The following is a 24,626-nucleotide window of genomic DNA, read 5'->3' as shown; positions in this document are numbered from 1 at the left end:
GATGCCCCGACATTCGACATCTCTCTGGGTTCTACCCGCTGCCGCCATCATCGGTGCCATGCTCGGTGGCCCGTGGCTTTGGCTGCACTATGCGGGCAAGCCACTGGCGACGCTGTCGATCCTCTGGCTGGCAGCGTCGGCACAGCCGGTCGTGACTGCTCGCTACAGGCGCGCGGTGCTGGCGGGCATGTCGTTGTCCTTGGTGGGGGATGTCTGCCTGATGCTGCCGGGCGATCATTTCGTAGCCGGCCTGATTGCGTTCCTGCTGGCGCACGTCTGCTACATCGTCGCATTCGTGCCGGGCTCGTCGGCCAAGGCCAAGGCGGGTGGTTTGATCTTGATCGCGGCGGTGGCGCTCGTGAATCTTGCGGGTTTGCTGCCGCGCATCGAAGCGGAATTGAAAGTGCCGGTGATCGCCTACGTCGCGGTGTTGGCATCGATGGCCGGTGTTGCGCTGGCGCGCGCATGGACACCGGCGCTCTCGGGTGCGATGCCGCGCAGCGTACGCTTTGCGGCGGCGGGTGCGGTGTGCTTCGTCGCCAGCGACAGCCTGTTGGCGTGGGATCGTTTCGCCGGCAATATCCCGATGCCCGCGCTTCTGGTGCTGGGCACGTACTACATCGCGCAGTGGTGCATCGCGAAGTCGGTGCTGCGGAGTTGATCCATACCGGTTACCGGACGGCAGGCAGGGTGGGTTGAGCGCAGCGATACCCATCGCTTTCCAATCCGGTATCGTCAATCATATTTACGGTTCCTGTTTCTGATCCCGTGACGGATGCGGCACGTACAATGGTGGGCGTCGCTGCGCTCAACCCATCCTGCGAAAAGCGTCGTCGACGGCAATGGCGCAGGCCGGGCAAGGCCATAGGCCGCACCCGGAATTCATGCTTCACGTTGTCCCGGGTGCGTGCGTTGCGCTTGCCCGTGTCGCCAATCCGCAACCCATCCAATATCAGGGCACACCATGACCGACCAGAACCGCCCATCCGTCACCGTGCTCGATGCGATCATTCCCACCAATCCGCTCGCCGCGATTTCCTGCTGGCTGGGCATCGGGTCCGTGGTGCTGTGCGGATTCGGAGTGGTATTGGGCCCGATCGCCGTGCTTCTGGGCATGCTGTCGATGAAGAAATGGAAGATGCAGGAATCCGCCTATGGCGCGAAGGCCAGCAAACTCCGCACATGGATCGGCATCGTGAGCGGTGGGCTGGGCACGGTGATCGGTATCGTGATGCTGATCGTGATCATCAACAACCGTTGAGACTTCAGCAGGTAGGTTGCGTTGAGCGCAGTGATGTAGCCCGGGTAAGGCCGAAGGCCGCACCCGGGATCTTCGGAGAGACGTGCTTCACTCTGTCCCGGGTGCGCGCTTTGCGCTTACCCGGGCTACGGGTCTGCGATGATCGATGCATCCGAATGGTGGGGTTCGCTGCGCTCACCACCACCCTACGAAGCTCATCCCGTATTTTGAATACCCGCTGCAATGCCGTTGACGGTGGCCACCAGCGCCTGGAACAGCGCGTCGTCCTCGCGCTCGGCGTCGCGCCAGCGCTGCAGCAATTCGACCTGCAGCAGGCTGATCGGATCGACGTAGGGATTGCGCAGGCGGATCGAGAGGCGGAGGCGGTAGTCGTCCTGCAGCAGTTGGCTGCGGTTGCGCAGCGACAGCAGGGTGTCGGCGGTGCGTTCGAATTCTGCGGCGATGTCGGGGTAGAACACGTCGTGCAGCGGGCCGGCGAGGCGCGAGTAGCGCTCGAAGATGGCGAGGTCGGATTTCGCCATCAGCATTTCGATGTCGTCCAGCATCGCGGCGAAGAACGGCCAGTCGTGGGCCATCGCGGCGATGGCATCGTGGCCGTGGGTGGCGATGCCGTGGGCGAGCGCGGTGCCGACGCCGTACCAGCCGGTGAGGCCGGAGCGGTTCTGCGACCATGCGAACACCCACGGGATCGCGCGCAGCGCCTCGATGCCGCCTTCGCGGCGTTTCGACGGCCGCGAGCCCAGGCGCAGGCGTTCGATCACGTCGATCGGCGTCGCCACGCGGAAGTACGCGGGAAAGTCCTCGTGCTCGTGGACCAGCGCGCGGTAGTGCGAGCGCGAGACCTGTGCGAGTTCGGTCGCGAGTGCGCGCCACCCGGCTTCGCGCGGTTCCTGCGGGCGCGGGCGCAGGCTGGCGCGCATGACGGCGGCGGTGGCCTGTTCGAGATTGCGCAACGCCAGCGCGCGGATGCCGTATTTGCGGTGGATCACTTCGCCCTGTTCGGTCACGCGCAGCACGCCGTCGACGGTGCCGCGCGGCGCGGCGATGATCGCGCGTTCGGTCTTGCCGCCGCCGCGGCTGACCGAGCCGCCACGGCCGTGGAAGAAGACGATGCGCACGCCGGCCTGCTGCGAGAGTTCCAGCAGTTCGACCTGGGTGCGCTGCAGCGCCCAGCGCGAGGCGAGGATGCCGCCGTCCTTCGCGCTGTCGGAATAGCCCAGCATCACCGTCTGCTGGCTGTCGCGCGCCTGCAGATGGCGGCGGTAGACCGGGTCGTCGAACAGCGCGCGCATGATCGCGGGCGCGGCGCGCAGATCGTCGATGGTCTCGAACAGCGGCGCGATATCGAGCGGCACGTCATCGCCTTCGATACAGCCCGCGACACGCGCCAGCGCCAGCACCGCGAGGGCATCGGCGGCGCTGCGGCTCATGCTGATGATGTACGGGCCGAACGCATGCGCGCCGAAGGTGGCGCGCGCCTCGCGGACGGTGCGCATCACCGCGAGCGTCGGCTGCGCGGCGGGCGCGTCGATGAGGACGTCGGCGCTGCCGGCGATCAGCGCGTGCAGCGGCGCGATGCGCTCGGCCGGCGCGCGCGCGGACCACTGCGGATCGCCGAGCAGGGCGGCGACTGCGGTGTCGTGGGTGCCCGAATCCTGGCGCAGATCGAGCGTGGCGAGGTGGAAGCCGAAGGTGCGCGCGCGCCAACGCACGCGCTGCAGCGCGAAGCGGCCGGCGTGTTCGCCGCGATGGCGGACCAGGCTGGCGTCGATGAGCTGCAGATCGGCGATGAACGCATCGGCATCGGCGTAGCCCACCGCTTCGCCGGTCTGCGTCGCCGACAGCCGCGCGCGCATCAGGTCGAGCAGTTGCCGATACGGCATGTCCGACAGGCGCGGGCTGAGTTTCGCGGCGGCGGCGGGCATGCACAGGATGTATCCGGCGATGCGCGCCTCGACGGCGTCGTCGACGGTCACGCGGTCGCGGCTCTGGGTGAGGATTTCGCCCAGCGCATGCAGATCGGCGCGATAGTTGGCCAACACCTGCGCGCGCTGCGCCGACAGCGCGGCGCGGATGGTGTCGGCGCCGACGTTCGGGTTGCCGTCCATGTCGCCGCCGACCCAGGTGCCGAAGCGCAGCATCGGCGGCAGCTCGAAGCGCTCGCCGTACGCCGCTTCCACGGCATCCGCGAACGCTTCGTAATACACCGGCAGCGCGCGGTAGAGCACGTTGTTGAGATAGAAGCCGATGTGTTCGACTTCGTCGGCGACCGTGGGCTGGTGCGGCGGCGTGTCGGCGGTCTGCCAGCTCGCGGTCAGCGCCTGGCGGATGCGCGCGGTGTCGGCGCCGCGTTCGGCAGGGGTGCGCTGGCGGTCGATGTCGGCGATCAGCCGCTCGACGATGGTGCGTTCCTTCAGCAGCAGCGCACGGCGCAAGGCTTCGGTCGGGTGCGCGGTGAACACCGGCTCGATGCGCAGCCGCGGCAGCAGTTCGCGCAGCTCATCCAGGGTGACGCCGTCCTCGCGCAGGGAACGCAGCACCGCGTACAGGCCGCCGGGCTGCGGCGCGGCGCTGCTGCGCTGGTAGTGGCGTCGGCGGCGGATGCGATGGATGCGTTCGGCCAGATTCACGACGCCGAAGTAGGCGGCGAAGGCGCGGACGAGGGCGTCGGCATCCTCCATCGGCACGGCGGCAAGGCGGGCCGCCAGTTCGTCGATGGTCTTGCCCTGCTCGCGGCGCGCGATCGCGGCGCGGCGGACGGATTCGACCTGGGTCAGCAGTTCGGCCGAGACCTGTTCGGCCAGCATGTCTCCGACCATCGCGCCCAGCCGCCGCACGTCGTCGCGCAGCAGGGTGTCGGTTTCGGCGAATTCGAGGGTGTCGCGGACGCGCATGGTGGCTCGCAGCGGGATTGCGAATCGTTGAGCCTACACAAACCGCGGTCTGTCTGGATATGTATTCGTGTGCATGACCGTCCTTGTCGAGGTGCATCTGCGGGAGCGGGGCGCTTCCGTCGGTGCGGGGGCTTGACCAGCCATTCGGCTGTTGAAAGCCGCCGTGCCCGCGGAAGCGCAGTGAATTCCGGTCTTCAGTACGCGAACTCGCGGAACACGCGGTCGATGTCGCCATTCCATTCGCCGTGGTACAGCGCGAGCTTGCGTTCGGCGGCGGTTTCGTTGGCCTCGGCCATCTCGACCAGCGGTTCGAGGAAGCGGGTCTCGTCGGCGCCGCTGGCGTTGAGCGCGGCGCGACGGCGCAGGCCGGCGACGGAAATCTTCACCGCCTCGCGGGCGAGGTCGCCGAGGGTGCCGTTGCGGAAGGGTACGTTCAACGCGAGTTTCGGCACCCCGTCGCGCAGGGCGTTGCGCTCGTCCATGCTGAAATCCTTGACCAGATCCCAGGCCGCGTCGAGCGCGGCGTCGTCGTACAGCAGGCCGACCCAGAACGCCGGCAGCGCGCAGATCCGGCTCCATGGGCCGCTGTCGGCGCCGCGCATCTCCAGGAATTTCTTCAGCCGCACTTCCGGAAACGCGGTGGTCATGTGATCCGACCAGTCGCGCAGCGTCGGCAGCGCGCCGGGCAGCGCCGGCAGTTTGCCGGCCATGAAATCGCGGAAGCTCTGGCCGCTCGCATCGATGTATTCGTCGTTGCGGTACGAGAAATACATCGGCACATCGAGCAGATAATCGACGTAGCGCTCGTAGCCGAAGCCGTCGTCGAACACGAAGTCGAGCATGCCGGTGCGATCGCGATCGGTGTCGGTCCAGATGTGCGAGCGGTAGCTGAGATAACCGTTGGGCTTGCCTTCGGTGAACGGCGAATCGGCGAACAGCGCGGTCGCGATCGGCTGCAGCGCCAGCGAGACGCGGAACTTCTTCACCATGTCCGCTTCGCTGCTGTAGTCCAGATTCACCTGCACGGTGCAGGTGCGGGTCATCATGTCCAGTCCCAGCGAGCCGACTTTCGGCATGTAATCGCGCATGATCCGATAGCGGCCTTTCGGCATCCACGGCATCTCGTCGCGGCGCCATTTCGGCTGGAAGCCCATGCCGAGGAAACCGATGTCGAGTTCGTCGGCGACGGTCTTCACTTCTTTCAGATGACTGCCGATCTCGGCGCAGGTGTCGTGGATGGTTTCCACCGGCGCGCCCGACAGCTCGAGCTGGCCGGCCGGCTCCAGCGTGACCGAGGCGCCGTTCTTGAGCAGCGCGATGGTGTGGCTCGGCGCTTGCCCGAGATGTTCCTGTACCGGCTCCCAGCCGAAGCGGGTGAGGCCGGTGAGCAGCGCCTCGATGCCGCGCTCGCCATCGAACGCGGGCGGACGCAGGTCGTCGCGACGGAAACCGAACTTCTCGTGCTCGGTGCCGATGCGCCAGTCGGCCTTGGGCTTCTCGCCCGAGGCGAGCACCGCCACCAGTTGGTCGCGATCGGTGATGGGTGTATCGGCGACATGGCTGGGGCTGGACATGGAGGTTCCGCAGTGGGGGACGACAACAAGAGCGCATCGGAGGCCGGACAGGTGCGACTGACGCGCGGATAGGCGACATGGGGGCCATACCCTAACATCGCAAGTTCCGCACTATAGACGCCCTCGATGATGCGCATTGTTGCCCTGCTGCTCTGTCTGTGTTCCATCGAAGCCGCCGCGCAGGCGCGGCCGGTGGCGCAGCTCGATCGCGGCAACGGCCCGGAGCCCGCCACGCTGGACGCGCATCGTTGCCAGGAAGTGGCCTGCGGCAACGTGTTGCGCGATCTCTACGAAGGTCTGGTGACCGAGGACGCCGCCGGGCGTCTGATTCCCGGCATGGCCGAACGCTGGGAGGTGTCGACCGATGGCCGCCTCTGGACCTTCCATCTGCGCGAGGGCCTGCGTTGGAGCAATGGCGAAGCGCTGACGGCGACGGCGATCGTCGACAGTTTCCGCCGCGCGTTCGCGCCGGAGACCGCCGCGCCGTTCGCCGAACAGTTCGATGCGGTGCTCAACGCGAGCGCCGTGCAGTCGGGCAAGTCGTCGCCGACGACGCTGGGCATCGATGCGCCGGACGCGCGCACGATCCGCATCCGCACGACGCGACAGGTCTCGCTGCCCGCGTTGCTGACCCTGCCGATCGCGTTTCCGGTGTATCTGCCGGCGGTGGCCCGGTACGGCAATCAGCACACCCGGCCCGGGCACCTGGTGGGCAACGGCGCGTACCGGCTGGTCGCGTGGACACCGCAGGCGAATCTCACGGTCGAACGCAATCCGCGTTTCCACGATGCCATGCGCGTGCGGATCGCGCGCGTGCGTTTCCACGTCACCGAGGATGCCGCGGCCGAACTGCAGCGCTTCGCGGCCGGCGATCTGCACATCACCGAAACCGCGCCGCCGCAGCCGTTGCCGAAACTGCGCGAACGTTTCGGAAAGCAGCTTCGGATCGCTCCTTACATCGGCGCATTCTGGCTCGGCATGAATGTCACCAGGCCGCCGTTGAAGGACGATCCGCGGCTGCGCGAAGCGCTGTCGCTCGCGGTGGACCGCGACAAGCTCACGCGCTACATCACCGGTCTGGGCGAAACCCCGGCCTACGGCATCGTGCCGCCGGGCATTCCCGGTTACGACGCCGCGAAGATCCACTGGGCGGACTGGGACCAGGCGCGGCGCGAGGCGCGTGCGAAAGCGCTGTATCGCGCGGCCGGCTATTCCGACGCCAATCCGCTGACCCTCGAACTGCGCTACAACACGTCCACGCCGCATCGCCGGCTCACGCTCGCGGTCGCCGCGATGTGGCGCGACACGCTGGGCGTGCGCGTGCGCTTGCGCAACGAAGAGTGGAAAGTGTTCGTGCAGAACCGCAAACAGCGCGCGATCACCCAGGTGTTCCGCGGCGGCTGGATCGGCGATGTCGCCGACGCGCGCAATTTCCTCGGCGCCTTCGCCGACGATGGTGCGCTGAACTGGCCCGGCTACGACGATGCGCGTTATCGGGAACTGTTCGCGAATGCGGATGCCGCGCGCAGCGAAATCGTGCGCAATGCATGGCTGCGCGCCGCCGAAACCCGTTTGCTGCACGCGCATGTTTTGATTCCGCTGTACTTCTACACGTCCAAGCATCTGGTCTCGCCGCGGGTGGTGGGGTTCGAGGCGAATCCGCTCGATCGCCACCCCTCGCGCTGGCTGCAGCTGCGACAATAGCCCTATCCACTTTCGAGGAGCGCTCGATGCGCCGCTGGCATCTGGAAACACATCGCACCGACCGCGTGGGCTGGCTGCGCGCCGCCGTGCTCGGCGCCAACGACGGCATCATCTCCATCGCGGGTCTGCTGGTCGGCGTGGCCGCGACCGGCGCCAGCACCAGTGCCGTGCTCGGCAGCGGCGTGGCCGGCATCGTTGCGGGTGCGATGTCGATGGCCGCAGGCGAATACGTTTCGGTGCAGTCGCAGGCCGACACCGAGGCGGCCGACATCGCCAAGGAAACGCGCGAGTTGGCCGAAGAGCCGGAGCACGAGCTGCAGGAACTCACCTATATCTACGTCAAGCGCGGCCTCACGACGGATCTCGCGGCGCAGGTCGCGCAGCAGCTGACCGTGCACGATGCGCTGGGCGCGCACAAGCGCGACGAACTGGGCATCACCGATGCGCTCAGCGCGCGCCCGCTGCAGGCGGCGATCGCCTCGGCCGCCGCGTTCGGCATCGGTGCGCTGTTGCCGATCGGCTCGGTGCTGATCGCACCTGCGGGCCGGATCGAAACCGTCACCTCGGCGGTGAGCCTGGTGGCGCTGCTGGGCTCCGGTGCGCTCGCCGGTTGGGCGGGCGGTGCATCGAAATTGCGCGGCGCGCTGCGCGTCGGTTTCTGGGGCGCGATGGCGATGGGCGCGGCGGCCGTGATCGGCCGGCTGTTCGACGTGCAGGTCTGAACCGCAGCGCGCACGCTGGAACTGGCACCGATGAACAAGCCCCGATGATCGAACAGGCCCGATGAAACGTTTCGCTGCGCGCCTGCTCGAAGCGTCGTTGACGCTGTGGCTGTTGGCCACGCTGTGCTTCGTGCTGCTGCGCGCGGCGCCGGGTGGGCCGTTCGATACCGAAAAATCCGCGCCGCCCGAAGTGCAGGCCGCGCTGGCGGCCAAGTACCGGCTCGACCGCCCGCTGCCGGCGCAGTACGCGGCATGGCTGGGTGATGTGGCAGGTGGCGATCTCGGCCCGTCGTTCCAGTACCCCGACTACACCGTCAACCAACTGGTCGCGCAGGCCCTGCCGGTGTCGATGCTCAACGGCGGCCTCGCGCTGCTGCTCGCGCTGCTCTGCGGCGTGCCGCTGGGCGTGTGGGCGGCGCTGCGCGCGGGCTCGTGGCTGGATCACGGTTTGATGCTGTTCGCGGGGCTGGGTCTCGCGGTGCCGAAATTCGTGGTCGCGCCGCTGCTGGTGCTGCTGTTCGCGGTGACGCTGCACTGGCTGCCGGCGGGCGGTTGGGGCGAAGGGCGCAACATCGTGCTGCCGGTGATCGCGCTGGCGCTGCCGAACATCGCCTACTGCGCGCGGCTCACCCGCGCGTCGATGATCGACATCCTCCATGCCGAATATCTGACCGCCGCGCGCGCGCGCGGACTGTCGGAAGCGCGGCTGCTGTTCGCGCATGCGCTCAAGCCGACGCTGCTGCCGGTGGTCGCATGGCTGTCGCCGGCGCTGATCAACATCGTCACCGGCTCCGCCGTGGTCGAACAGGTGTTCGGCATCCCCGGCATGGGCCGCTATTTCGTGCAGGGCGCGCTCAACCGCGACTACACCCTGGTGCTGGGCGTGGTGCTGGTGGTCGGTGCGCTGATCGTGGCGATCAATACGCTGGTCGATGCATTGCGCGCATGGATGGATCCGCGGCTGCGGGATGCCTGAAGCGCATTCGCGGCGTTCTGCGTGCGCGGCTTCGATACGCTTGCGAATGGCTGTTTTCCGGCGTAGAAGAAAACGTCCGGCGTATCGCCGGGCCGTGGCGTGGTTCCGTGCGTGCGTAGTCGCGCCACGATAGGCCCTGCCGTCGACGACCCACTTGCCTTCCATCATCCCCCGAGGAGCGCAACCATGAAGTCGAAATTCCTGCGCGGCGCGATGGCCGCACTGCTCACCATCATCGTCGGTCTTGGATACGCACCGAGCGCAGCGGCCGGTTCGCACATCTTCAAGCTCGCATATGTTCCGTCGACCGTTCTGTATTCGGCCAGCACCTGTCAGCAACAGCCGCCTCCGGACAACGGCGTTCCGCAATGGCCAGTGGTGTACTACGCGGCGCACCGCAAAAGCACCCGCGCACGCGGCCTGCTTGCGGTCCACTACCTGCAGTCGAACGGCCAATGGTTCGAAGCCTTCCGTTTCGAGCACCGAACCTGGACCAATGGGGTCGCGATCTACGGTTTCCCCGCCTATGGGCAGCTGATCCGGATGTACGTCATCGTCGCCGTGCCCAAGGTGGGCGATGTCTACTATCCGATCACCAACGAGAGCTACACGATTCCCTTCTCGTGCGGTTGAGGGCGGATTCGCCGGCGCACGCGGCATCGAAGCGGGATAAGATCGGAAGCGTCCGCACCCGCAGCTTCCGGTCTTTCGCATGCTCATCGTCTACCGCGCCGCGAACATCGCCGATGCGCACCTGATGCGCCAGCTGCTGGAGAACGAAGGCATTCCCGCCTTCATCCAGGGCGAATATCTGCAGGGCGCGGTCGGCGAGCTGCCGGCGAATACCGAAATCCTGGTGCATGTGGCCGACGAGAATGCCGACGCTGCGCGCGTCATCGTCGACGAATGGGAAAGCGCCGAGCCGGTGGAGTTGGAAGACGAGCTGTCGGACAACGAAGCGCCGCCGGAAGACATGCCGCAACGCGCCGCGGGCGGCGGTTATTCGCTGGCGAAGGCGGCCATCCTGTTCTTGTGCATCGTCATCGGCGGCGCTCTGGCGGCGTCGTTCGTGTTCCGCTACGCGCAGGGTTGAGTGCTTACACCGCCAACCACCGAGCCACCACCTGCCGCAGCTCATCCACGCCCGCCTTCGATTCCGAAGACAGCGTCTGCACGGCGACGCTGTCGCCGTAGGTGGCCTGCAGGTCCTTGCGCACCGCCTGCAGGATGTTCAGGCCGGCGCCGCGACCGAGTTTGTCGGCCTTGGTCAGCACCGCGTGGACCGGCAGATTGTTTTCGACCGCGTAGCCGATGATCTGGCGGTCGTAGTCCTTCAACGGGTGGCGGATGTCCATCACCACCACCAGGCCCTTGAGGGCTTCGCGGCTGCGGAAGTAGTCGGCAAGGAAGGCCTGCCAGTGCGCCTGCAGATCCTTCGGCACCTTGGCGTAGCCGTAGCCGGGCAGGTCGACGAGGTATTTGGCCTCGTGCGGAGGCAGGCCGAAGAACACCAGTTGCTGGGTGCGGCCGGGGGTCTTGGACACCCGGGCGAGGGCGTTCTGCTGGCACAGGGCGTTGAGGGCGCTGGATTTGCCGGCGTTGGAGCGGCCGGCGAAGGCGACTTCGAAGCCGCCATCGGGCGGCAGCTGGCGCGGGGTGTGGGCAGCCAACAGATAGTCGGCGCGGGCGAACGGGTTCGGGGGGGTGGCCATGGGCATAGGATCGCACGGCCCGGCATGATGTCCGGCACGACCAGCACGATTGCCGTTTGACCCTGTCCGGCACCGCGACGATAATTCGATGGTTTCGGCCTGCGGCTGGCGTCCTGCCAGCCCTGTGCCCCGTCTATTCGGTTGTTTTCTGGAGTGTTGAGCATGCGTCACGCCCGTGCCTACGGTTTTGCCGGTCTTGCGGTTTTCGCGGTCGCGGCGGCTGCCGCCATCGCCCAGACCACGGTCGCGCCCGTGCCCGAGGCCGCTCCGGTCGAAGCCGTGCCGCTGGATGCCTCGGCGACGGCCGAACTGGCCAAGGCCAACGGCGGCGACGCCACCGCCGGTGCGGCGAAGGCCGCCGCCTGCGCCGCCTGCCATGGGCTGGACGGCAACGCCACCGACCCGACGCTCTACCCGCGGATCGCCGGCCAGAGCGAGCGCTACATCTCCCATCAACTGGCCCTGTTCAAGAGCGGCGAGCGCGTGAATGCGCTCATGTCCCCCTTCGCCAGCACCCTCAGCGCCCAGGACATGCGCGATATCGGCGCGTACTTCGCGACCCAGAGGTCCGGTGCGGGCATCGCCGACGACAGCGTGATCGCCAGCGGCCCCAACAAGGGCATGAAGTTCTACGAAGTCGGCCAGAAGCTCTACCGCAGCGGCGACGCCAGCCGCGATGTCCCGGCCTGCATGGCCTGCCACGGCCCCTCTGGCGCCGGCAATCCGGGCCCGGCGTATCCGCACGTGGGCGGCCAGCAGTCGTGGTACACCGCCCGTCGCCTGCAGGAATACCGCACCGGCACCACCACGGTGCGCGACGCGGCGCTGTTCAATGTGATGGCCACGGTGTCGAAGTCGCTCACCGATGAAGAAATCCAGTCGCTCGCCAGCTACATGCAGGGCCTCCACGCCCGCACCGAGCAGAAAGGCGGCGGCAAGGGTTGATCGGCAGCGACGTGCGGCTGCCTGTCCAGGACCCTGCGTCTGCAATCGATCCCCGCTCACCACGCTTGAATTGGAACGCCGGCACGGACATCCTCTGTGCTGGCGTTTTTGTTTCCTCCACTCCCCGCAAGCACTCCTGGATTCCACCCATGTCGCGCTCCTTCCTCTGGTTGCTGTTGCTGCTCCTTCCGCTGACCGCTTGCGCGCAGGCGCCCGCCAGTCCGCCGCTGGTCGGCGAGGATTACGAGGTGCTCGACAAGGGCCAGCGCTGGCAGGCGCCGAACGGCAAGATCGAGGTGGTGGAGGTCTTCGCCTACTGGTGCGGGCACTGCGCGGCGTTCCAGCCTTACGTGGACGCCTGGAAGAAGACGATCCCGGCCGACGTGAGCTTCACGTATGTGCCGGCCGCCTTCGACAAGGAAGACGCCTACGGCAAAGCCTATTTTGCGGCGGACAGCGTCAAGGCGGTGGCCAAGACCCATCAGCCGCTGTTCGACGCCATCCATGAGGCCGGTGTATTGCCGCGCAGCAACGCCACGGCCGACGAGATCGGAACCTGGTTCGCGCAGCGCGGTCTGAACCGGGCCAGGATGGTCGGCCTGATGCAGTCGAAGGCGGTCGCGGCGCAGATGGCCCGGGCGCACGATTTCGCCGTCGCCAACCGCGTCGGCGGGACGCCCACGCTGATCGTCAACGGCAAGTATGTCGTCCGTACGCGGGATGCCGAGGACCGGATGCGGGTGCTCGATGCGCTGATCGCGCTCGAACGCGCCGCCGCCAAGAAACGCTGAAATTGAAATCGAATACGCATGCTGACGCGCACGACGCGCAGTTTCCAGAATCCGACAGGAGATCCACGATGAAGCGACACCTGACCCTCGCCCTCCTGGCTGCGTTCGCGCTGTCTGCCCTGTCGGCCTGTACCGGCAAGCAGGATGAAGCAGCTGCGCCGGCGCCCGATGCGGCCACCACCGCTGCCGCGCCCAGCGAGGCCGAACTGATGGCCGCCGCCGAAGCCGCCGCCAAGGCATCGGCCGACCCGAACGCCGCGCCCGCGCCGGCCACCGATCCCGCCGCCGCGCCCGCACCGGCCGAACCCGCGCCTGCCGCCGCCAATGACGAGATTCCAGGCCTCAAGCTCGGCGTGGACTACGAGATCATCGAGAACGGCCAGCCGTTCGAGCCGCTCAACGGCAAGGTCGAAGTGGTCGAAGTCTTCAACTACGTCTGTCCGGCCTGCGCCGCGTTCCAGCCGCTGGTGGTGAGCTGGAAGAAGAGAATGCCGGCCAACGTGCGCTTCACCTACGTACCGGCGGCGTTCGGCGGCAATTGGGACCAGTACGTGCGCAGTTTCTATGCCGCGCAGACCATGGGCATCGCCGACAAGGCGCACGATCGCGTCTACGACGGCATCCATCTGGAGAACAGGCTCAAGGGCGAGCGCGGCAACGACAGCGACGCCGAGATCGCCGCGTTCTACGCCCAGTTCGGCGTCGACGCCAAGCAGTTCGCCGGCAACATGAAGAGCTTCGCGGTCACCGGCAAGTTCAACAAGGCCAAGCAGTACATCGTGTCGCAGCGCGTCAGCAGCACGCCGACGCTGATGGTCAACGGCAAGTACAGTGCGCTCGGTCGCAGTGCCGAGGACCGGTTCCGGATCGTCGATGCGCTGATCGCCCACGAACTCGCCCAGACCGCCGCCCCGGCAACGCCCTGAGCCGCGCAGGATTCCGGCCCGAGGGATGGATTCGACCACGACGACCATGACCGGGCGGCACGCGGCCACGCCTGCCGCCACGCTGCGGCGGCTGAAGCTGCTGAGCGCCAACATCCAGGCCGGGACCAGCACCCGCCGCTACACCGACTACGCGACCCGCAGCTGGTCGCACGTGCTGCCGCTGGGCGACAAGCAGAACTCGCTCGACACCATCGCCGAACTCGCCGCGCAGCACGACATCGTCGGCCTGCAGGAAAGCGACCCGGGCAGCTGGCGCTCCGGCTTCACCAACCAGACCCATTACCTCGCCGAGCGCGCGGGCTTCGATTTCTGGAGCCACCAGCCCAACCGTCGGGTGGGCATGGTCGCGTCCAGCGCCAACGCCCTGCTGTCGCGGATGGAGCCGGTCGACGTCAGCGAACATCCGCTGCCCGGCCGCATCTCCGGCCGTGGCGTGCTGATCGCCCGCTTCGGCCGCGACGCCGACAGCCTGACCATTGCCGTGGCCCATCTGTCGCTGGGTGCCGGTTCGCGCAGGTCGCAGCTGGCCTTCATCGGCGAGCTGCTGCAGGACCATCCGCATTCGGTGCTGATGGGCGATTTCAACTGCACCGCCGAACAGCCGGAGATGTCGCTCCTGTTCCAGCGCACCCGGCTGCAACCGCCGGCCTGCACCGTGCACACCTTTCCGAGCTGGCGCCCGCAGCGGGCGATCGACCACATCCTGGTCAGCGATGGCCTGCAATGCGCCGGCATGCGCGCGATGCCGGCGGCCTGGTCCGACCATCTGGCACTGTCGATCGAGTTGGACGTGCCGGTGGCGCTGCTCGGCTGAGCGACCCGCCGCCGATGTTGATTTGAGTCAAGGCGGCAACGGCGGGCGGCACCTACGCTGTTGCGCATGATCCCGAATCTCGCCTTCGACGTCGAACTGCTGCGCCGCTACGATCGGCCCGGCCCGCGCTATACGTCCTATCCGACCGCGCCGCAGTTCACGGCGGGCTTCGACGGAGACGCTTTGCGTCGTGCGATCCACGACAGCAACGGCGACCCGATCCCGCGCCGGCTGTCGATCTACGTCCATGTGCCGTTCTGCCTCAGCCCCTGTTTCTACTGCGGCTGCAACCGGGTGATCACCCGCGACAAGACCCGCGCCGATGCTTACCTGACCCATCTGTGCCGTGAGATCGCGGCGATCGCGCCGCTGTTCGACCGCGACCGCGAAGTCATCCAGCTGCATTTCGGCGGCGGCACGCCGAATTTCCTCACGCCCACCCAATTGCGCTGCACGGTGGATGTGCTCAAGCGCCATTTCCGTTTCAGCGAGGCCAACGACCGCGATATCTCGATCGAGCTCGACCCGCGCACGGTGTCGCCGCAGGACATCGCCGAGCTGGCACTGGCCGGCTTCAATCGCGCCAGCCTGGGCGTACAGGATTTCGACCCGGCGGTGCAGGAAGCGGTCAACCGCATCCAGGGCATCGAACAGACCCGCGCGGTGGTCGACGCCTGTCGCACCCACGGCTTCCGCTCGGTCAACATCGACCTGATCTACGGCCTGCCGAACCAGACGCCCGACGGTTTCCGGCGCACGCTGGAGACGGTGATCGCGATGCGCCCGGACCGGCTCGCGGTCTACAGCTACGCGCATCTGCCGGACATGTTCAAGGCCCAGCGCCAACTCGACGCCAGCCTGCTGCCCGATGCCGAAACCAAGCTCGCGCTGCTGCAGCTGGCGATCGAAACCCTGACCGCCGCCGGCTACGTCTACATCGGCATGGATCACTTCGCGCTGCCCGACGACGAACTGGCGCAGGCGCAGGAACGCGGCGGCCTGCACCGCAATTTCATGGGCTACACCACCCATGCCGACAGCGACCTGATCGGTCTGGGCGTGAGTTCGATCAGCCATATCGGCGACAGCTACAGCCAGAATCCGCGCGACCTGCCGAGCTGGCAGATGGCCTTGGACGAGGGCCGGCTGCCGGTGTTCCGCGGCATGGTGCTGTCCGAGGACGACCAGCTGCGCGCCGACCTGATCCAGCGGCTGATGTGCCAGGGCGAGATTCCGATTTCGGCGCTGGAGCGCCGCTACGGCATCGACTTCGCCGTCTACTTCGCCGATGCGATGGAACGGCTGCGGCCGTTGGAGGCCGACGGCCTGGTGCAGATCGGCCCGGAACGGATCGATGTGACCGCCCGTGGCCGCCTGCTATTGCGTAACATCGCGATGTGCTTCGACCATTATCTCCAGCAGCCAGCCGACAAGCCCCGGTTCTCGAAGGCCATCTGAACCACGCCAAGGGGGACGCGTGACGCGACTGCCTTTTCCGCGCGTCGACATGCGCACGCTGTCCGACGATGGCGACGAATTCCATTTCTGCACCACCTGCGCGTTCTCGCAGGCATGCATGTCCGAGGGCATGGACAAGCGCGCGCTGAAGGATCTGCACGTGCTGGTGGAGCATGTCGGTCCGTTCCACACCGGCGAACACATCTTCCGCGAAGGCGATCCGTTCGAGGCCATCGCCGCAGTGCGCGCCGGGACGGTGAAGACCTACGTCGTTGATCGCGATGGGCGCGAACATGTGCTCGGGTTCCATCTTCCCGGTGAGGTCATCGGCCTCAATGCGATCGACGGTGATCATTACCCCTGCAACGCGATCGCGCTGGACACGGTGATGCTGTGCCGGTTCTCGTTTCCGAAGATCGCGGTGCTCGCCACGCGTCTGCCCGGTGTGCAGAAGCAATTGTTCCGCCTGCTCAGCCGCGACATCGGCCGCGCCGCGCTGCTCGCCGGCGACTGGTCGGCCGACCAGCGCATGGCGGCGTTCCTGATCGGCCTGTCGCGGCGATTGTCCGAGCGCGGATTTTCCGCCAACCGCTTCCAGCTGACGATGGCGCGTACCGATATCGCCAACTATCTGCGGCTCGCGCCGGAAACCGTCAGCCGGGTGTTGCGGCGCTTCGACGACGACGGACTGTTGCGTATCGAGCGCCGCGATGTGGAACTGCTCGATCGCGATGCGCTGATGGTGCTGGCCGCGCCGGTGCTGCGCGAGTAACCGGCGCACGTATCTCCATCTGCGGGTTGCTTGACCTGCGTCATCGACCGCGGCGCGCGCCGCATCGACCATCTCCTCCACCTTCCGGAGGAGTCTTCCCATGTCCACCACCCGCAGACTTTGGCTGGGCCTCGCCGCCCTGCTCATCGTCGGTTTCGGCACCCTGCTCTGGATGGGCGGAGAAGTTTATCGGCAGGCACCGCCGATGCCCGAGGCGGTCGTCATCGCAGACGGCACCACTGTCTATTCCCGCGCCGACATCGAACAGGGCCGCCAAGTCTGGCAGAGCATCGGCGGCCAGCAGCTCGGCTCAATCTGGGGCCATGGCGCACTGGTCGCGCCCGACTGGACTGCCGACGGGCTGCATCGCGAAGCCGTCGCATGGCTCGATCTGCGCGCGCAAAGCGCGTACGGCAAGCCGTACGACGCGCTGGGAGACGGCGACCGCGCAAAACTGCAGGCCGAACTCAAGCCGCTGATCCGCGCCAACACCTATGACGCAGGCAGCGGCACTATCGTGATCAGCGCCGAACGCGCGCAGGCGCTCGCGCAGGTGGCGGCGCATTACAACAGCCTGTTCTCGAACGCACCCGAGACCCGCGCGCTGCGCGAAACCTACGCGATGCGCGAGAACACGGTGCCCGATGAAGCGCATCGTCGGTCGCTCGGCGCATTCTTCTGGTGGGCCAGCTGGGCCACGGTCACCAATCGGCCCGATCAGGCCGTCAGCTACACCCAGAACTGGCCGTACGAGCCGCTGGTAGGCAACACAGCCACATCGTCGAGTCTGATCTGGACCGTGTTCAGCGTGATGTTCATGATCGCCGGCATCGGTCTGCTCGGCTGGCATTACGCGGTCTGGCACGGCAGGGAAGCGTCTGTGACACCGCCCGCGACCGACCCGCTGCGCGCGCTGGTGCCGACGCCATCGATGCGCGCCACCGCGAAATATTTCTGGGTGGTGCTGGCGCTGTTCCTGGTGCAGATACTGCTGGGCGCGACCACCGCGCACTATCAGGTGGAAGGTCAGCAGGCCTACGGCTTCGCGCTCTCGGACATCCTGCCGTATTCGCTCACCCGCAGCTGGCATACGCAGCTCGCGGTGCTGTGGATCGCGGTCGCGTGGCTCGCCACCGGGCTGTATATCGGGCCCGCAGTGTCGGGGCACGAGCCGAAATTCCAGCGACTCGGCGTGAACGTATTGTTTGCGTGTTTGTTGATCATCGTTGTCGGCGCGTTCACTGGGCAATGGTTCGCGGTGATGCAGAAGCTCGGTCTCGAAAACAATTTCTGGTTCGGCCATCAGGGTTGGGAATACACCGACATCGGTCGCTTCTGGCAGTGGTTCCTGTTCATCGGTCTGCTGCTGTGGCTGTTCCTGGTCGGCCGCGCGCTGTGGCCGGCGCTGCGGCGCAAGGATGAGACCTCATCGATCATCGGCCTGCTGTTCCTCTCCACCGTGGCCATCGGTCTGCTGTTCGGCGCCGGCCTGATGTGGAACGAGCACACGCACATCTCGATGGTCGAATACTGGCGCTGGTGGGTGGTGCACCTTTGGGTCGAAGGCTTCTTTGAAGTGTTCGCCGCTGCGGTGATCAGCTTCATCTTCGTCAAGCTCGGACTGATCCGCGGCACGACCGCGACCGTCAATGTGTTGTTCGCGACGATCGTTTTCATGGCCGGTGGCATTCTCGGCACCTTCCATCATCTGTACTTCACGGGCACCACCACGGCGGTGATCGCGCTGGGCGCCAGCTTCTCGGCGCTGGAAGTCGTGCCGTTGGCATTGATCGGGCTGGAGGCCTATGACACCTGGAAACACAGTCACGCCACGCCGTGGATGCAGCGCTATCGCTGGCCGATCCTGTTTTTCCTGGCGGTGAGTTTCTGGAATCTCGTCGGCGCCGGCCTGTTCGGCTTCCTCATCAATACGCCGCTGGCGCTGTATTACATGCAGGGATTGAATCTCACGCCATTGCACGGCCACACCGCGCTGTTCGGCGTGTACGGCATGCTCGGCATCGGTCTGCTGCTGTTCTGCGTGCGTGGGCTGAAACCCGAAGCGGTATGGAACGAAAAGCTGCTGTCGGGATCGTTCTGGACGCTCAACATCGGTCTGACGCTGATGGCATTGCTCACGCTGTTGCCGATGGGCATCCTGCAATTGCAGGCGGCACTGGAGCACGGATACTGGTACGCGCGCTCCGCCGAGTTCATGGGCAAGCCCATCTTCGATCTGCTGGTGTGGATGCGCGTGCCCGGCGACACCATCTTCAGCATCGGTGCGCTGCTGGTCAGCGGGTTCGTGTTCCGGCTGTGGGTGGCGCCGAAACGCAAGCCCGCATTGCCAGCCGGTGAAGCGGTCAAGCCGTGAGTGACTCGCTGCTTTCCTTCTCCCCGCACGTGGGGAGAAGGTGGCATGCAGCGCCGGACGAGGGGTGTCCATGATCGAGTTCTATCCGCAGATTCGCCTGGTGCACATCGTCTGCGTCGTACTCAGCGGTACGCTGTTCTTCCTGCGCGGCGCGGGCGTGCTCACGGACGCGCGCTGGCCAATGGTGCTGCCCGTTCGGCTTGCCAGCTACAGTATCGATACCGTATTGCTCACCGCCGCGCTGATGTTGCTCGCGACCCTGCCCGGCGGCGTCTTCGCGAACGGCTGGCTGGCGACGAAACTCGCGCTGCTGGTCGTGTATGTGGTTCTCGGAAGTTTCGCGCTGAAGCGGGCACGCACGCCGCGCGCGAGACGGATCTGTTTCGTCGCCGCGATGGCGACATACCTGTCCATGGCCAGCGTCGCGCGGATGCATCATCCGTTGGGCTTGCTCGTACTGCTTCCGACTTGAAGCAAATTGCGTGCCGATGATCGGCATCGGTTGATATCGGTCGCCCCGGGCATCTCCACCCGCGATAAATCGAAGCGACGGCCGCGCGATGCACCCCGGCGCCGTATCCGGCCTTCCAATATCCTGAACGACAGCCTGTTTTTTCTGACAGTTGCGGGTCGAAAAGCCGTATGTGAAAAGTGCGTTCGACACTGCGACGCAGAAGATCCGCGAATGCGGTGCCGGCACCATTGATGTTTGCTGTTCTCGATCGCGATGTGCGTTTGGCGTCGTCCGCAGAAAACAGTCGCAGGGAGGCCAGGGGCCGCGCACATCCCGCTTACCGCCAAGACGTCACGGCCGCATTGCGTGGCCGCCGTACAGTCCGTATCCCACTGGAGAATCAAGTCATGGCACGACAAAAGCAACAGAAAAAATGCGCGCTCGCAACGGCATGCCTGATGGCACTGATGTTCACCGCGAGCAATGCCGCGTACGCGCAGGAAAACGATCACGAACGCAAGGCGCTGGAAATCGTCGCCCAGCGTCTTGGCGTCGGCATCGACGAACTGTCGCTGCAGAACGTCGCAGCCGGCGGCTTCGAATTGCAGGGCCGTATCGTCTACAGCTACAAGATCGAGGAAAAGAAATCCAATGTCATCCATGCGGTATCGCTGGACGAGTCGGCGCAGGAAGTCGATCTCCTGTCGCTGGAAAAGCGCGAGCACGAACTCTCGCTCGAAAAATACGGCCGGGTCGACAGGCATCTTGCGGAGACGGCGGAAAGACTCGATCCCCTCGAGCCGGTGCCGGTCGTTTTCTGGATGGACCGGGTACGCGATGTTTCGCTGATGCGTCCGGAGTTCGCTTCGGTGGAGAACCCGACCGAAGACAAACTGCCGCCCGTGCAGGAGTCTCCCGAGACGGATCGCAAGATCCAGACGCTCTACAAACAGCTGGATGAGCAGAATGCCGCGATCGCCGCCGAGTCCACGGCGGCGATGGTCGGTCGACTGCGGGCGCTCGGCTACGAGCCGGTCGCCGATACCGGCACCTCGTCGATCTCCGCGATCGTACCCGCGGGCGAGCTGCGCGATCTCAGCCTGTCCGGCGGCGTCGGCGCCATCTATGCGGACGACGAGTACAAACCGCTGCTGTCCATTTCAGGCAATACCATCGGCGCCTATCAGGTGCATGCGGTCGGCAATACCGGATTGAACGAAAAAATCGCGCTGGTCGAAGTGGGCGGCACCATCACCCCGGGGAATCCATTCCTCGCCGGCGTCGCGCTCGAAATACCCAATCCCAATTGCAGTTTCTGGCACGCCACTTCGGTGGCGGGCGTGATGCGCAGTTGGCACGGCTTCCAGCGCGGCATCGGTCGCGACGCGTCCTTGTGGTCCGGTGGTGCCTGTATCGGCCTGCAAAGCCTGTTGCAGACCAGCAGTACGCGTGCCGTCAATTGGGGTGCGAACGCGATCAATCTCAGTTTCGGCGGCAACATCTCCAGCAGCCCCGGTTCTTTCGAGCGCTTCTACGACAAGATCGTCCAGGACAACTGGCGCACCGTTGTCGTCGCCGCCGGCAACAGCGGCCTGGGCAATCGGGTCCTCAATCCTTCGCAGGCTTACAACGTGATCACGGTCGGCGCCTTCAACGACCGCGTCTGGCCATGGGCGATGGCCGGCTTTTCCAGTTCCGGCAACCCGGTTTCGCAATTCGGCGATCGCGAGAAACCCGAAGTCGTAGCGCCCGGCGTCAACATCGTGACGACCCAGGGCACCGGGTTGACCTCGCCAAGCGGCGTCAGCGGTACGAGTTTCGCCGCACCGATGGTGGCCGGCGCTGCGGCGCTGGTCATGCGCCGCAACCACTGGCTGCGGATATGGCCTGAATCGGTCAAGTCGATCTTCATGGCGACTGCGACCGCGAATCTCGAGGGCGCGGCGCGGCTCAGCCAGCACGATGGCGCCGGCGGCATCAACGCCGACTTCGCCGACCGGGTCGCGGGTCATGGCAACGGCACCTGGGGCGGCACCAGTTACAGTTGTGCCTCGCCGTTCCTGTGGGTGGTGAGCAACGTCAACGTGCAGGCCGGACGTCGCGTGCGCGTGGCGATGGCCTGGGACGCCAATCCATACGCGGCCAATACCAATTATTCCAATCGGCCGGGTTCGGATCTCGACATGCAGATCCTGGCGCCCAACAACGCGATCGTGGCCACCTCGTTGAGCTGGGACAACACCTACGAAATCGTCGATTTCGTCGCCCCGATGACGGGCACATACCGGTTGCGCGTGGTCAAGTTCAGTTGCCAGCACACGCCGAAGTGGCTGGGCTGGGCCTGGGCGATCATGTGATCGATGCAAGGACTTGCCCCGCGGTTTTTCGTGGAGGCCTCCTGTCGTGGCGCGCTTCGGCGCGCCACGACGGTAGTCCGTCGACGATTGCAGATGCCGGATCGCGGCGCTAGAACCAGAACCGCACCCCGGCGACCATGCGGGTGTCGTGCGCAGCTTCGCCTTCATCGCGCAGCAGGTCGGCAGTCGCGCCGAAGCTGCGCTCGTGCACGACGCCCACATACGGCGCGAACTTCCGGGTGAATTCGTAGCGCAGGCGCAGGCCGGTTTCGACTTTTCCCAATCCGGAACCGATGCCGCGCGATCGGTCGTCGCGGCCGTGCCATTCGGCTTCGATCTTCGGTTGCAGGATCAGCCGGTGGGTGAGCAGCAGTTCGTATTCGGTCGATATCCGCGCCGCGCTTCGTCCCGATGCGCCGAGATAGGCGGTGGCTTCGACCTCGAACTTGTAGGGCGCGGTGCCGACCACGCCGATCGCGATGTCGTCGCGCTGCGGGCCGGGCGCGAGGTCGTGGCGGACACCCACCACCAGATCCCACCAGCGCGCGACCGGCCGGCCGTACAGCACTTCGAGATCCGCGCTTTCGGTGCGTCCGCCGCTGCGTTCGCCTTCGCTGCGCAGCCAGAGTCGGTGCCGGTCGGTGCCGATCCAGCCCTGCGCTTCCCAGGCCTGTCCGCTGCCCCGATCGGCGGCCCATGTTTCGAGCCGATCGAACAGCAGATAGCTGAACACACCGCTGCCGTGATCGTGGGCGTGCGCAGGCGGTTTCGCCGCTTCGAGATCCGCGTCGGTGAGCGGTGGAATCGGTGTGAGCGGTGGCTGCGTCGATGTGGCCCGGTGCTGCGCATGGTCCATCTTCGAGTGATCGACGATGTCGTCTTGCGATTCGACCGGTTGGGCAGCATGTCGACCGTGGTCGTGCTGTTGCGCCTGCGCATTGCCGGCGACCAGCGCGGCGGTGGCGATGATGGCGATGCCGCGATGGCGGATGCGCATGGCGATCATGCCTCCACCCGCACTTCGCGCATCATGCCCGCTTCCATGTGGTACAGGAGATGGCAGTGGTAGGCCCAGCGGCCGAGCGCGTCTGCGCGCACGCGGTAGGAGCGTTTCGTGCCCGGCGGCATGTCGATGGTGTGTTTGCGCACCATGAACGCGCCGTCCGCATCCTCCAGATCGCTCCACATGCCGTGCAGATGGATCGGGTGGGTCATCATGGTGTCGTTGACCAGCACGATCCGCAGGCGCTCGCCGTAGTTCATCCGCAAAGGCCCGGCGCTGGCGAAGGGTTCGCCGTTGAACGACCACGCGAAGCGTTCCATGTGTCCGGTCAGATGCAGTTCGACATCGCGACCCGGATCGCGGCCGTCGGGATCGTCGAACAGACTGCGCAGCATCGAATAGCGCAACACCTTGCGGCCGTTGTCGCGCAGCCCGATGCCGGGGTCGTCGAGTTTCGGTGCTGGTGTCATGGTCTGCATGTCGACCAGCGGGTTGCCGGTTTCGCTGGCGGGATGCATTTGCATCGACCCCTGCATGTTGGCGCCGCAGCCACCTTCCATGCCTTTCATCGACATGTCTTTCATGGCGGACATGTCGTGGCCGCCGTGATCCATCTTTCCATGATCCATGCCGTCCATCCCCCCATGCCCCATATCGGCCATGCTCAGGATCGGTCGCGCGTCCACCGTCGGCACCGGCGCGCGCAGGCCGTCGCGCACCGCCAGCGTGCCGCTGACGCAGCCGGTGCGGCCGAGATCCTGCGCGAAGATCGTGAACGCATCCTGCCCGTTCGGCGTCACGATCACATCGAACGTTTCCGCTGGCGCCACGCGGAATTCCTCGATGGTCACCGGATGCACATGCTGTCCATCCACCGCGACCACGGTCATCGTCAGGCCCGGAATGCGCACGTCGAAATGGGTCATCGACGAACCGTTGATGAAACGCAGCCGCACCTTCTCGCCATGCGCGAACAGCCCGGTCCAGTTGCCCAGCGATGTCGTGCCGTTGATCAGATAGGTGTAGGTGTGCGCGTTGACGTCGGACAGATCGGTCGGCGTCATCCGCATCTCGCCCCAGAGCTTTCGATCTTCGAGCGTCGCGCCCAGGCCGTTGCGCTTCGCATCGCGGAGGAAATCGCCGACCGTGCGCTTCGAATAGTTGTCGTGGCCCGGCATTTTCTTCAGCCGCGCGTATAGATCGGCCGGCGCCAGATCGGTCCAGTCGCTCAGCAACACCACATGGTCGCGCTGATAGGCGAAGGGCTCCGGCTCGGCGGCATCGACGATCAGTGCGCCGTACAGCCCCGCCTGTTCCTGGAAACCGGAGTGGCTGTGATACCAGTACGTGCCCGATTGCTTCAGCGCGAAACGGTAGCGATAGGTTTCGCCCGGGCCGATGCCGTCGAAGCTCATGCCCGGCACGCCGTCCATGTTCGCGGGCAGCAGGATGCCGTGCCAGTGGATCGACGTCGTGCGGCCGTGGATCGAATGCGGCGGCAATCGGTTGCTCACGCGCAGCTCGACCGTGCTGCCCTCGCGCCAGCGCAGTGTCGGCGCCGGCACCGAACCGTTGACCGCCACGCCGATACGCGTGCGGCCGGTGAAGTTCACCGGCAGCTCGCCGATGGACAGATCGAAATCGCTGCCCGCGAGCACGGGTGCGGCGGCGTTGCCCGAGCGCGGCCAACCGAACGCAGCGACCACGCCGCCCGCAGCGAGGCCCTGCACGAAACGGCGACGGGCGGGATCGCGGGAAGAAGAAGAGGAAGACATCGGAAAACTCCACGACCTTCATGCGCCGCATGCGCAATGAAGTCGGATCGACAGGCGAAGGATGCGCGCCATGCGCGCGACGACTGCGCCCGG

At 66.1% G+C, this 24,626-nt stretch carries 21 protein-coding genes; 16 read left to right on the top strand and 5 right to left on the bottom strand.

Going from position 1 to position 24,626, the window contains the following annotated elements; genetic code table 11:
- Nucleotide 1 precedes the first annotated feature (1 nt).
- Complete coding sequence (locus HOP03_05350) at nt 2–661, top strand: lysoplasmalogenase (protein ID NOT87589.1); 660 nt, start codon at nt 2–4, stop codon at nt 659–661.
- 303 nt (nt 662–964) lie between these two features.
- Entirely contained in the window at nt 965–1,261 is a 297-nt protein-coding gene (locus tag HOP03_05345; protein NOT87588.1) for a hypothetical protein, read from the top strand.
- Nucleotides 1,262–1,455: 194 nt separating this feature from the next.
- On the opposite strand, the gene ppc is transcribed toward HOP03_05345, so the two are convergent.
- Complete coding sequence (ppc, locus tag HOP03_05340; GenBank protein ID NOT87587.1) at nt 1,456–4,155, bottom strand: phosphoenolpyruvate carboxylase; 2,700 nt, start codon at nt 4,153–4,155, stop codon at nt 1,456–1,458.
- Nucleotides 4,156–4,349: 194 nt separating this feature from the next.
- Nucleotides 4,350–5,729 (bottom strand): glutamate--cysteine ligase, encoded by a 1,380-nt coding sequence (locus HOP03_05335; GenBank protein NOT87586.1) that lies wholly within the window; start codon nt 5,727–5,729, stop codon nt 4,350–4,352.
- 129 nt (nt 5,730–5,858) lie between these two features.
- Between HOP03_05335 and HOP03_05330 the strand changes: the two genes are divergently transcribed.
- From HOP03_05330 to HOP03_05310, 5 genes are all read left to right on the top strand, one after another.
- Entirely contained in the window at nt 5,859–7,433 is a 1,575-nt protein-coding gene (locus HOP03_05330; protein NOT87585.1) for a peptide ABC transporter substrate-binding protein, read from the top strand.
- A gap of 26 nt (nt 7,434–7,459) precedes the next feature.
- Nucleotides 7,460–8,155 carry a VIT family protein gene (locus tag HOP03_05325; protein NOT87584.1) on the top strand — a complete coding sequence of 232 codons (696 nt, stop codon included), beginning with the start codon at nt 7,460–7,462 and terminating at the stop codon, nt 8,153–8,155.
- A 61-nt stretch (nt 8,156–8,216) separates the two neighbouring features.
- On the top strand, nt 8,217–9,131 hold the full coding sequence (locus tag HOP03_05320) for an ABC transporter permease subunit (GenBank protein ID NOT87583.1): 915 nt from the start codon (nt 8,217–8,219) through the stop codon (nt 9,129–9,131).
- 186 nt (nt 9,132–9,317) lie between these two features.
- The gene (locus tag HOP03_05315; GenBank protein NOT87582.1) at nt 9,318–9,764 is read left to right on the top strand and encodes a hypothetical protein; all 447 of its coding nucleotides are present in this window, start codon (nt 9,318–9,320) and stop codon (nt 9,762–9,764) included.
- A 79-nt stretch (nt 9,765–9,843) separates the two neighbouring features.
- Nucleotides 9,844–10,224: a DUF2007 domain-containing protein gene (locus tag HOP03_05310; protein NOT87581.1), complete on the top strand. Its 381-nt coding sequence runs from the start codon at nt 9,844–9,846 to the stop codon at nt 10,222–10,224.
- 4 nt (nt 10,225–10,228) lie between these two features.
- Here the strand turns inward: HOP03_05310 and HOP03_05305 are convergent, their stop codons facing one another.
- A complete protein-coding gene (locus HOP03_05305; protein NOT87580.1) occupies nt 10,229–10,843 on the bottom strand; it encodes a YihA family ribosome biogenesis GTP-binding protein in 615 nt (204 codons plus the stop codon).
- A gap of 162 nt (nt 10,844–11,005) precedes the next feature.
- Here HOP03_05305 and HOP03_05300 point away from each other — a divergent pair, with 162 nt between their 5' ends.
- The 9 genes from HOP03_05300 to HOP03_05260 all read left to right on the top strand — a co-directional run bounded on the left by HOP03_05300 (nt 11,006) and on the right by HOP03_05260 (nt 21,755).
- Nucleotides 11,006–11,788, top strand: coding sequence for a cytochrome c4 (locus tag HOP03_05300; protein NOT87579.1), 783 nt, complete (start codon nt 11,006–11,008; stop codon nt 11,786–11,788).
- Nucleotides 11,789–11,937: 149 nt separating this feature from the next.
- Nucleotides 11,938–12,579 carry a thiol:disulfide interchange protein DsbA/DsbL gene (locus HOP03_05295; GenBank protein NOT87578.1) on the top strand — a complete coding sequence of 214 codons (642 nt, stop codon included), beginning with the start codon at nt 11,938–11,940 and terminating at the stop codon, nt 12,577–12,579.
- 68 nt (nt 12,580–12,647) lie between these two features.
- Complete coding sequence (locus HOP03_05290; GenBank protein NOT87577.1) at nt 12,648–13,505, top strand: thiol:disulfide interchange protein DsbA/DsbL; 858 nt, start codon at nt 12,648–12,650, stop codon at nt 13,503–13,505.
- A gap of 46 nt (nt 13,506–13,551) precedes the next feature.
- Complete coding sequence (locus HOP03_05285; GenBank protein ID NOT87576.1) at nt 13,552–14,340, top strand: EEP domain-containing protein; 789 nt, start codon at nt 13,552–13,554, stop codon at nt 14,338–14,340.
- Between the two features lie 66 nt (nt 14,341–14,406).
- A complete protein-coding gene (hemN, locus tag HOP03_05280; protein NOT87575.1) occupies nt 14,407–15,798 on the top strand; it encodes an oxygen-independent coproporphyrinogen III oxidase in 1,392 nt (463 codons plus the stop codon).
- Between the two features lie 49 nt (nt 15,799–15,847).
- Nucleotides 15,848–16,570, top strand: a complete 723-nt coding sequence (locus HOP03_05275) for a helix-turn-helix domain-containing protein (protein NOT87574.1) — start codon at nt 15,848–15,850, stop codon at nt 16,568–16,570.
- Nucleotides 16,571–16,670: 100 nt separating this feature from the next.
- A complete protein-coding gene (locus tag HOP03_05270) occupies nt 16,671–18,944 on the top strand; it encodes a nitric-oxide reductase large subunit (protein ID NOT87573.1) in 2,274 nt (757 codons plus the stop codon).
- 70 nt (nt 18,945–19,014) lie between these two features.
- Entirely contained in the window at nt 19,015–19,416 is a 402-nt protein-coding gene (locus HOP03_05265) for a SirB2 family protein (protein ID NOT87572.1), read from the top strand.
- A gap of 389 nt (nt 19,417–19,805) precedes the next feature.
- On the top strand, nt 19,806–21,755 hold the full coding sequence (locus HOP03_05260) for a S8 family serine peptidase (protein NOT87571.1): 1,950 nt from the start codon (nt 19,806–19,808) through the stop codon (nt 21,753–21,755).
- Between the two features lie 109 nt (nt 21,756–21,864).
- On the opposite strand, the gene HOP03_05255 is transcribed toward HOP03_05260, so the two are convergent.
- Together HOP03_05255 and HOP03_05250 are read right to left on the bottom strand one after the other, a co-directional pair.
- The gene (locus tag HOP03_05255; protein NOT87570.1) at nt 21,865–22,761 is read right to left on the bottom strand and encodes a copper resistance protein B; all 897 of its coding nucleotides are present in this window, start codon (nt 22,759–22,761) and stop codon (nt 21,865–21,867) included.
- Complete coding sequence (locus HOP03_05250) at nt 22,758–24,533, bottom strand: copper resistance system multicopper oxidase (GenBank protein NOT87569.1); 1,776 nt, start codon at nt 24,531–24,533, stop codon at nt 22,758–22,760. The genes HOP03_05255 and HOP03_05250 overlap by 4 nt, the downstream gene beginning before the upstream one ends.
- Nucleotides 24,534–24,626 lie beyond the last annotated feature (93 nt).

Origin of the sequence: Lysobacter sp. (assembly GCA_013141175.1) — a bacterium.
Classification (GTDB): domain Bacteria; phylum Pseudomonadota; class Gammaproteobacteria; order Xanthomonadales; family Xanthomonadaceae; genus Lysobacter_I.
This window is presented reverse-complemented; position numbering and strand designations above follow the sequence as displayed.

Coding starts and splice junctions, on each gene's coding strand:
- HOP03_05350 (NOT87589.1), top strand. CDS start 2: ATGCCCCGACATTCGACATCTCTCTGGGTTCTACCCGCTGCCGCCATC.
- HOP03_05345 (NOT87588.1), top strand. CDS start 965: ATGACCGACCAGAACCGCCCATCCGTCACCGTGCTCGATGCGATCATT.
- ppc (NOT87587.1), bottom strand. CDS start 4,155: ATGCGCGTCCGCGACACCCTCGAATTCGCCGAAACCGACACCCTGCTG.
- HOP03_05335 (NOT87586.1), bottom strand. CDS start 5,729: ATGTCCAGCCCCAGCCATGTCGCCGATACACCCATCACCGATCGCGAC.
- HOP03_05330 (NOT87585.1), top strand. CDS start 5,859: ATGCGCATTGTTGCCCTGCTGCTCTGTCTGTGTTCCATCGAAGCCGCC.
- HOP03_05325 (NOT87584.1), top strand. CDS start 7,460: ATGCGCCGCTGGCATCTGGAAACACATCGCACCGACCGCGTGGGCTGG.
- HOP03_05320 (NOT87583.1), top strand. CDS start 8,217: ATGAAACGTTTCGCTGCGCGCCTGCTCGAAGCGTCGTTGACGCTGTGG.
- HOP03_05315 (NOT87582.1), top strand. CDS start 9,318: ATGAAGTCGAAATTCCTGCGCGGCGCGATGGCCGCACTGCTCACCATC.
- HOP03_05310 (NOT87581.1), top strand. CDS start 9,844: ATGCTCATCGTCTACCGCGCCGCGAACATCGCCGATGCGCACCTGATG.
- HOP03_05305 (NOT87580.1), bottom strand. CDS start 10,843: ATGGCCACCCCCCCGAACCCGTTCGCCCGCGCCGACTATCTGTTGGCT.
- HOP03_05300 (NOT87579.1), top strand. CDS start 11,006: ATGCGTCACGCCCGTGCCTACGGTTTTGCCGGTCTTGCGGTTTTCGCG.
- HOP03_05295 (NOT87578.1), top strand. CDS start 11,938: ATGTCGCGCTCCTTCCTCTGGTTGCTGTTGCTGCTCCTTCCGCTGACC.
- HOP03_05290 (NOT87577.1), top strand. CDS start 12,648: ATGAAGCGACACCTGACCCTCGCCCTCCTGGCTGCGTTCGCGCTGTCT.
- HOP03_05285 (NOT87576.1), top strand. CDS start 13,552: ATGACCGGGCGGCACGCGGCCACGCCTGCCGCCACGCTGCGGCGGCTG.
- hemN (NOT87575.1), top strand. CDS start 14,407: ATGATCCCGAATCTCGCCTTCGACGTCGAACTGCTGCGCCGCTACGAT.
- HOP03_05275 (NOT87574.1), top strand. CDS start 15,848: ATGCGCACGCTGTCCGACGATGGCGACGAATTCCATTTCTGCACCACC.
- HOP03_05270 (NOT87573.1), top strand. CDS start 16,671: ATGTCCACCACCCGCAGACTTTGGCTGGGCCTCGCCGCCCTGCTCATC.
- HOP03_05265 (NOT87572.1), top strand. CDS start 19,015: ATGATCGAGTTCTATCCGCAGATTCGCCTGGTGCACATCGTCTGCGTC.
- HOP03_05260 (NOT87571.1), top strand. CDS start 19,806: ATGGCACGACAAAAGCAACAGAAAAAATGCGCGCTCGCAACGGCATGC.
- HOP03_05255 (NOT87570.1), bottom strand. CDS start 22,761: ATGATCGCCATGCGCATCCGCCATCGCGGCATCGCCATCATCGCCACC.
- HOP03_05250 (NOT87569.1), bottom strand. CDS start 24,533: ATGTCTTCCTCTTCTTCTTCCCGCGATCCCGCCCGTCGCCGTTTCGTG.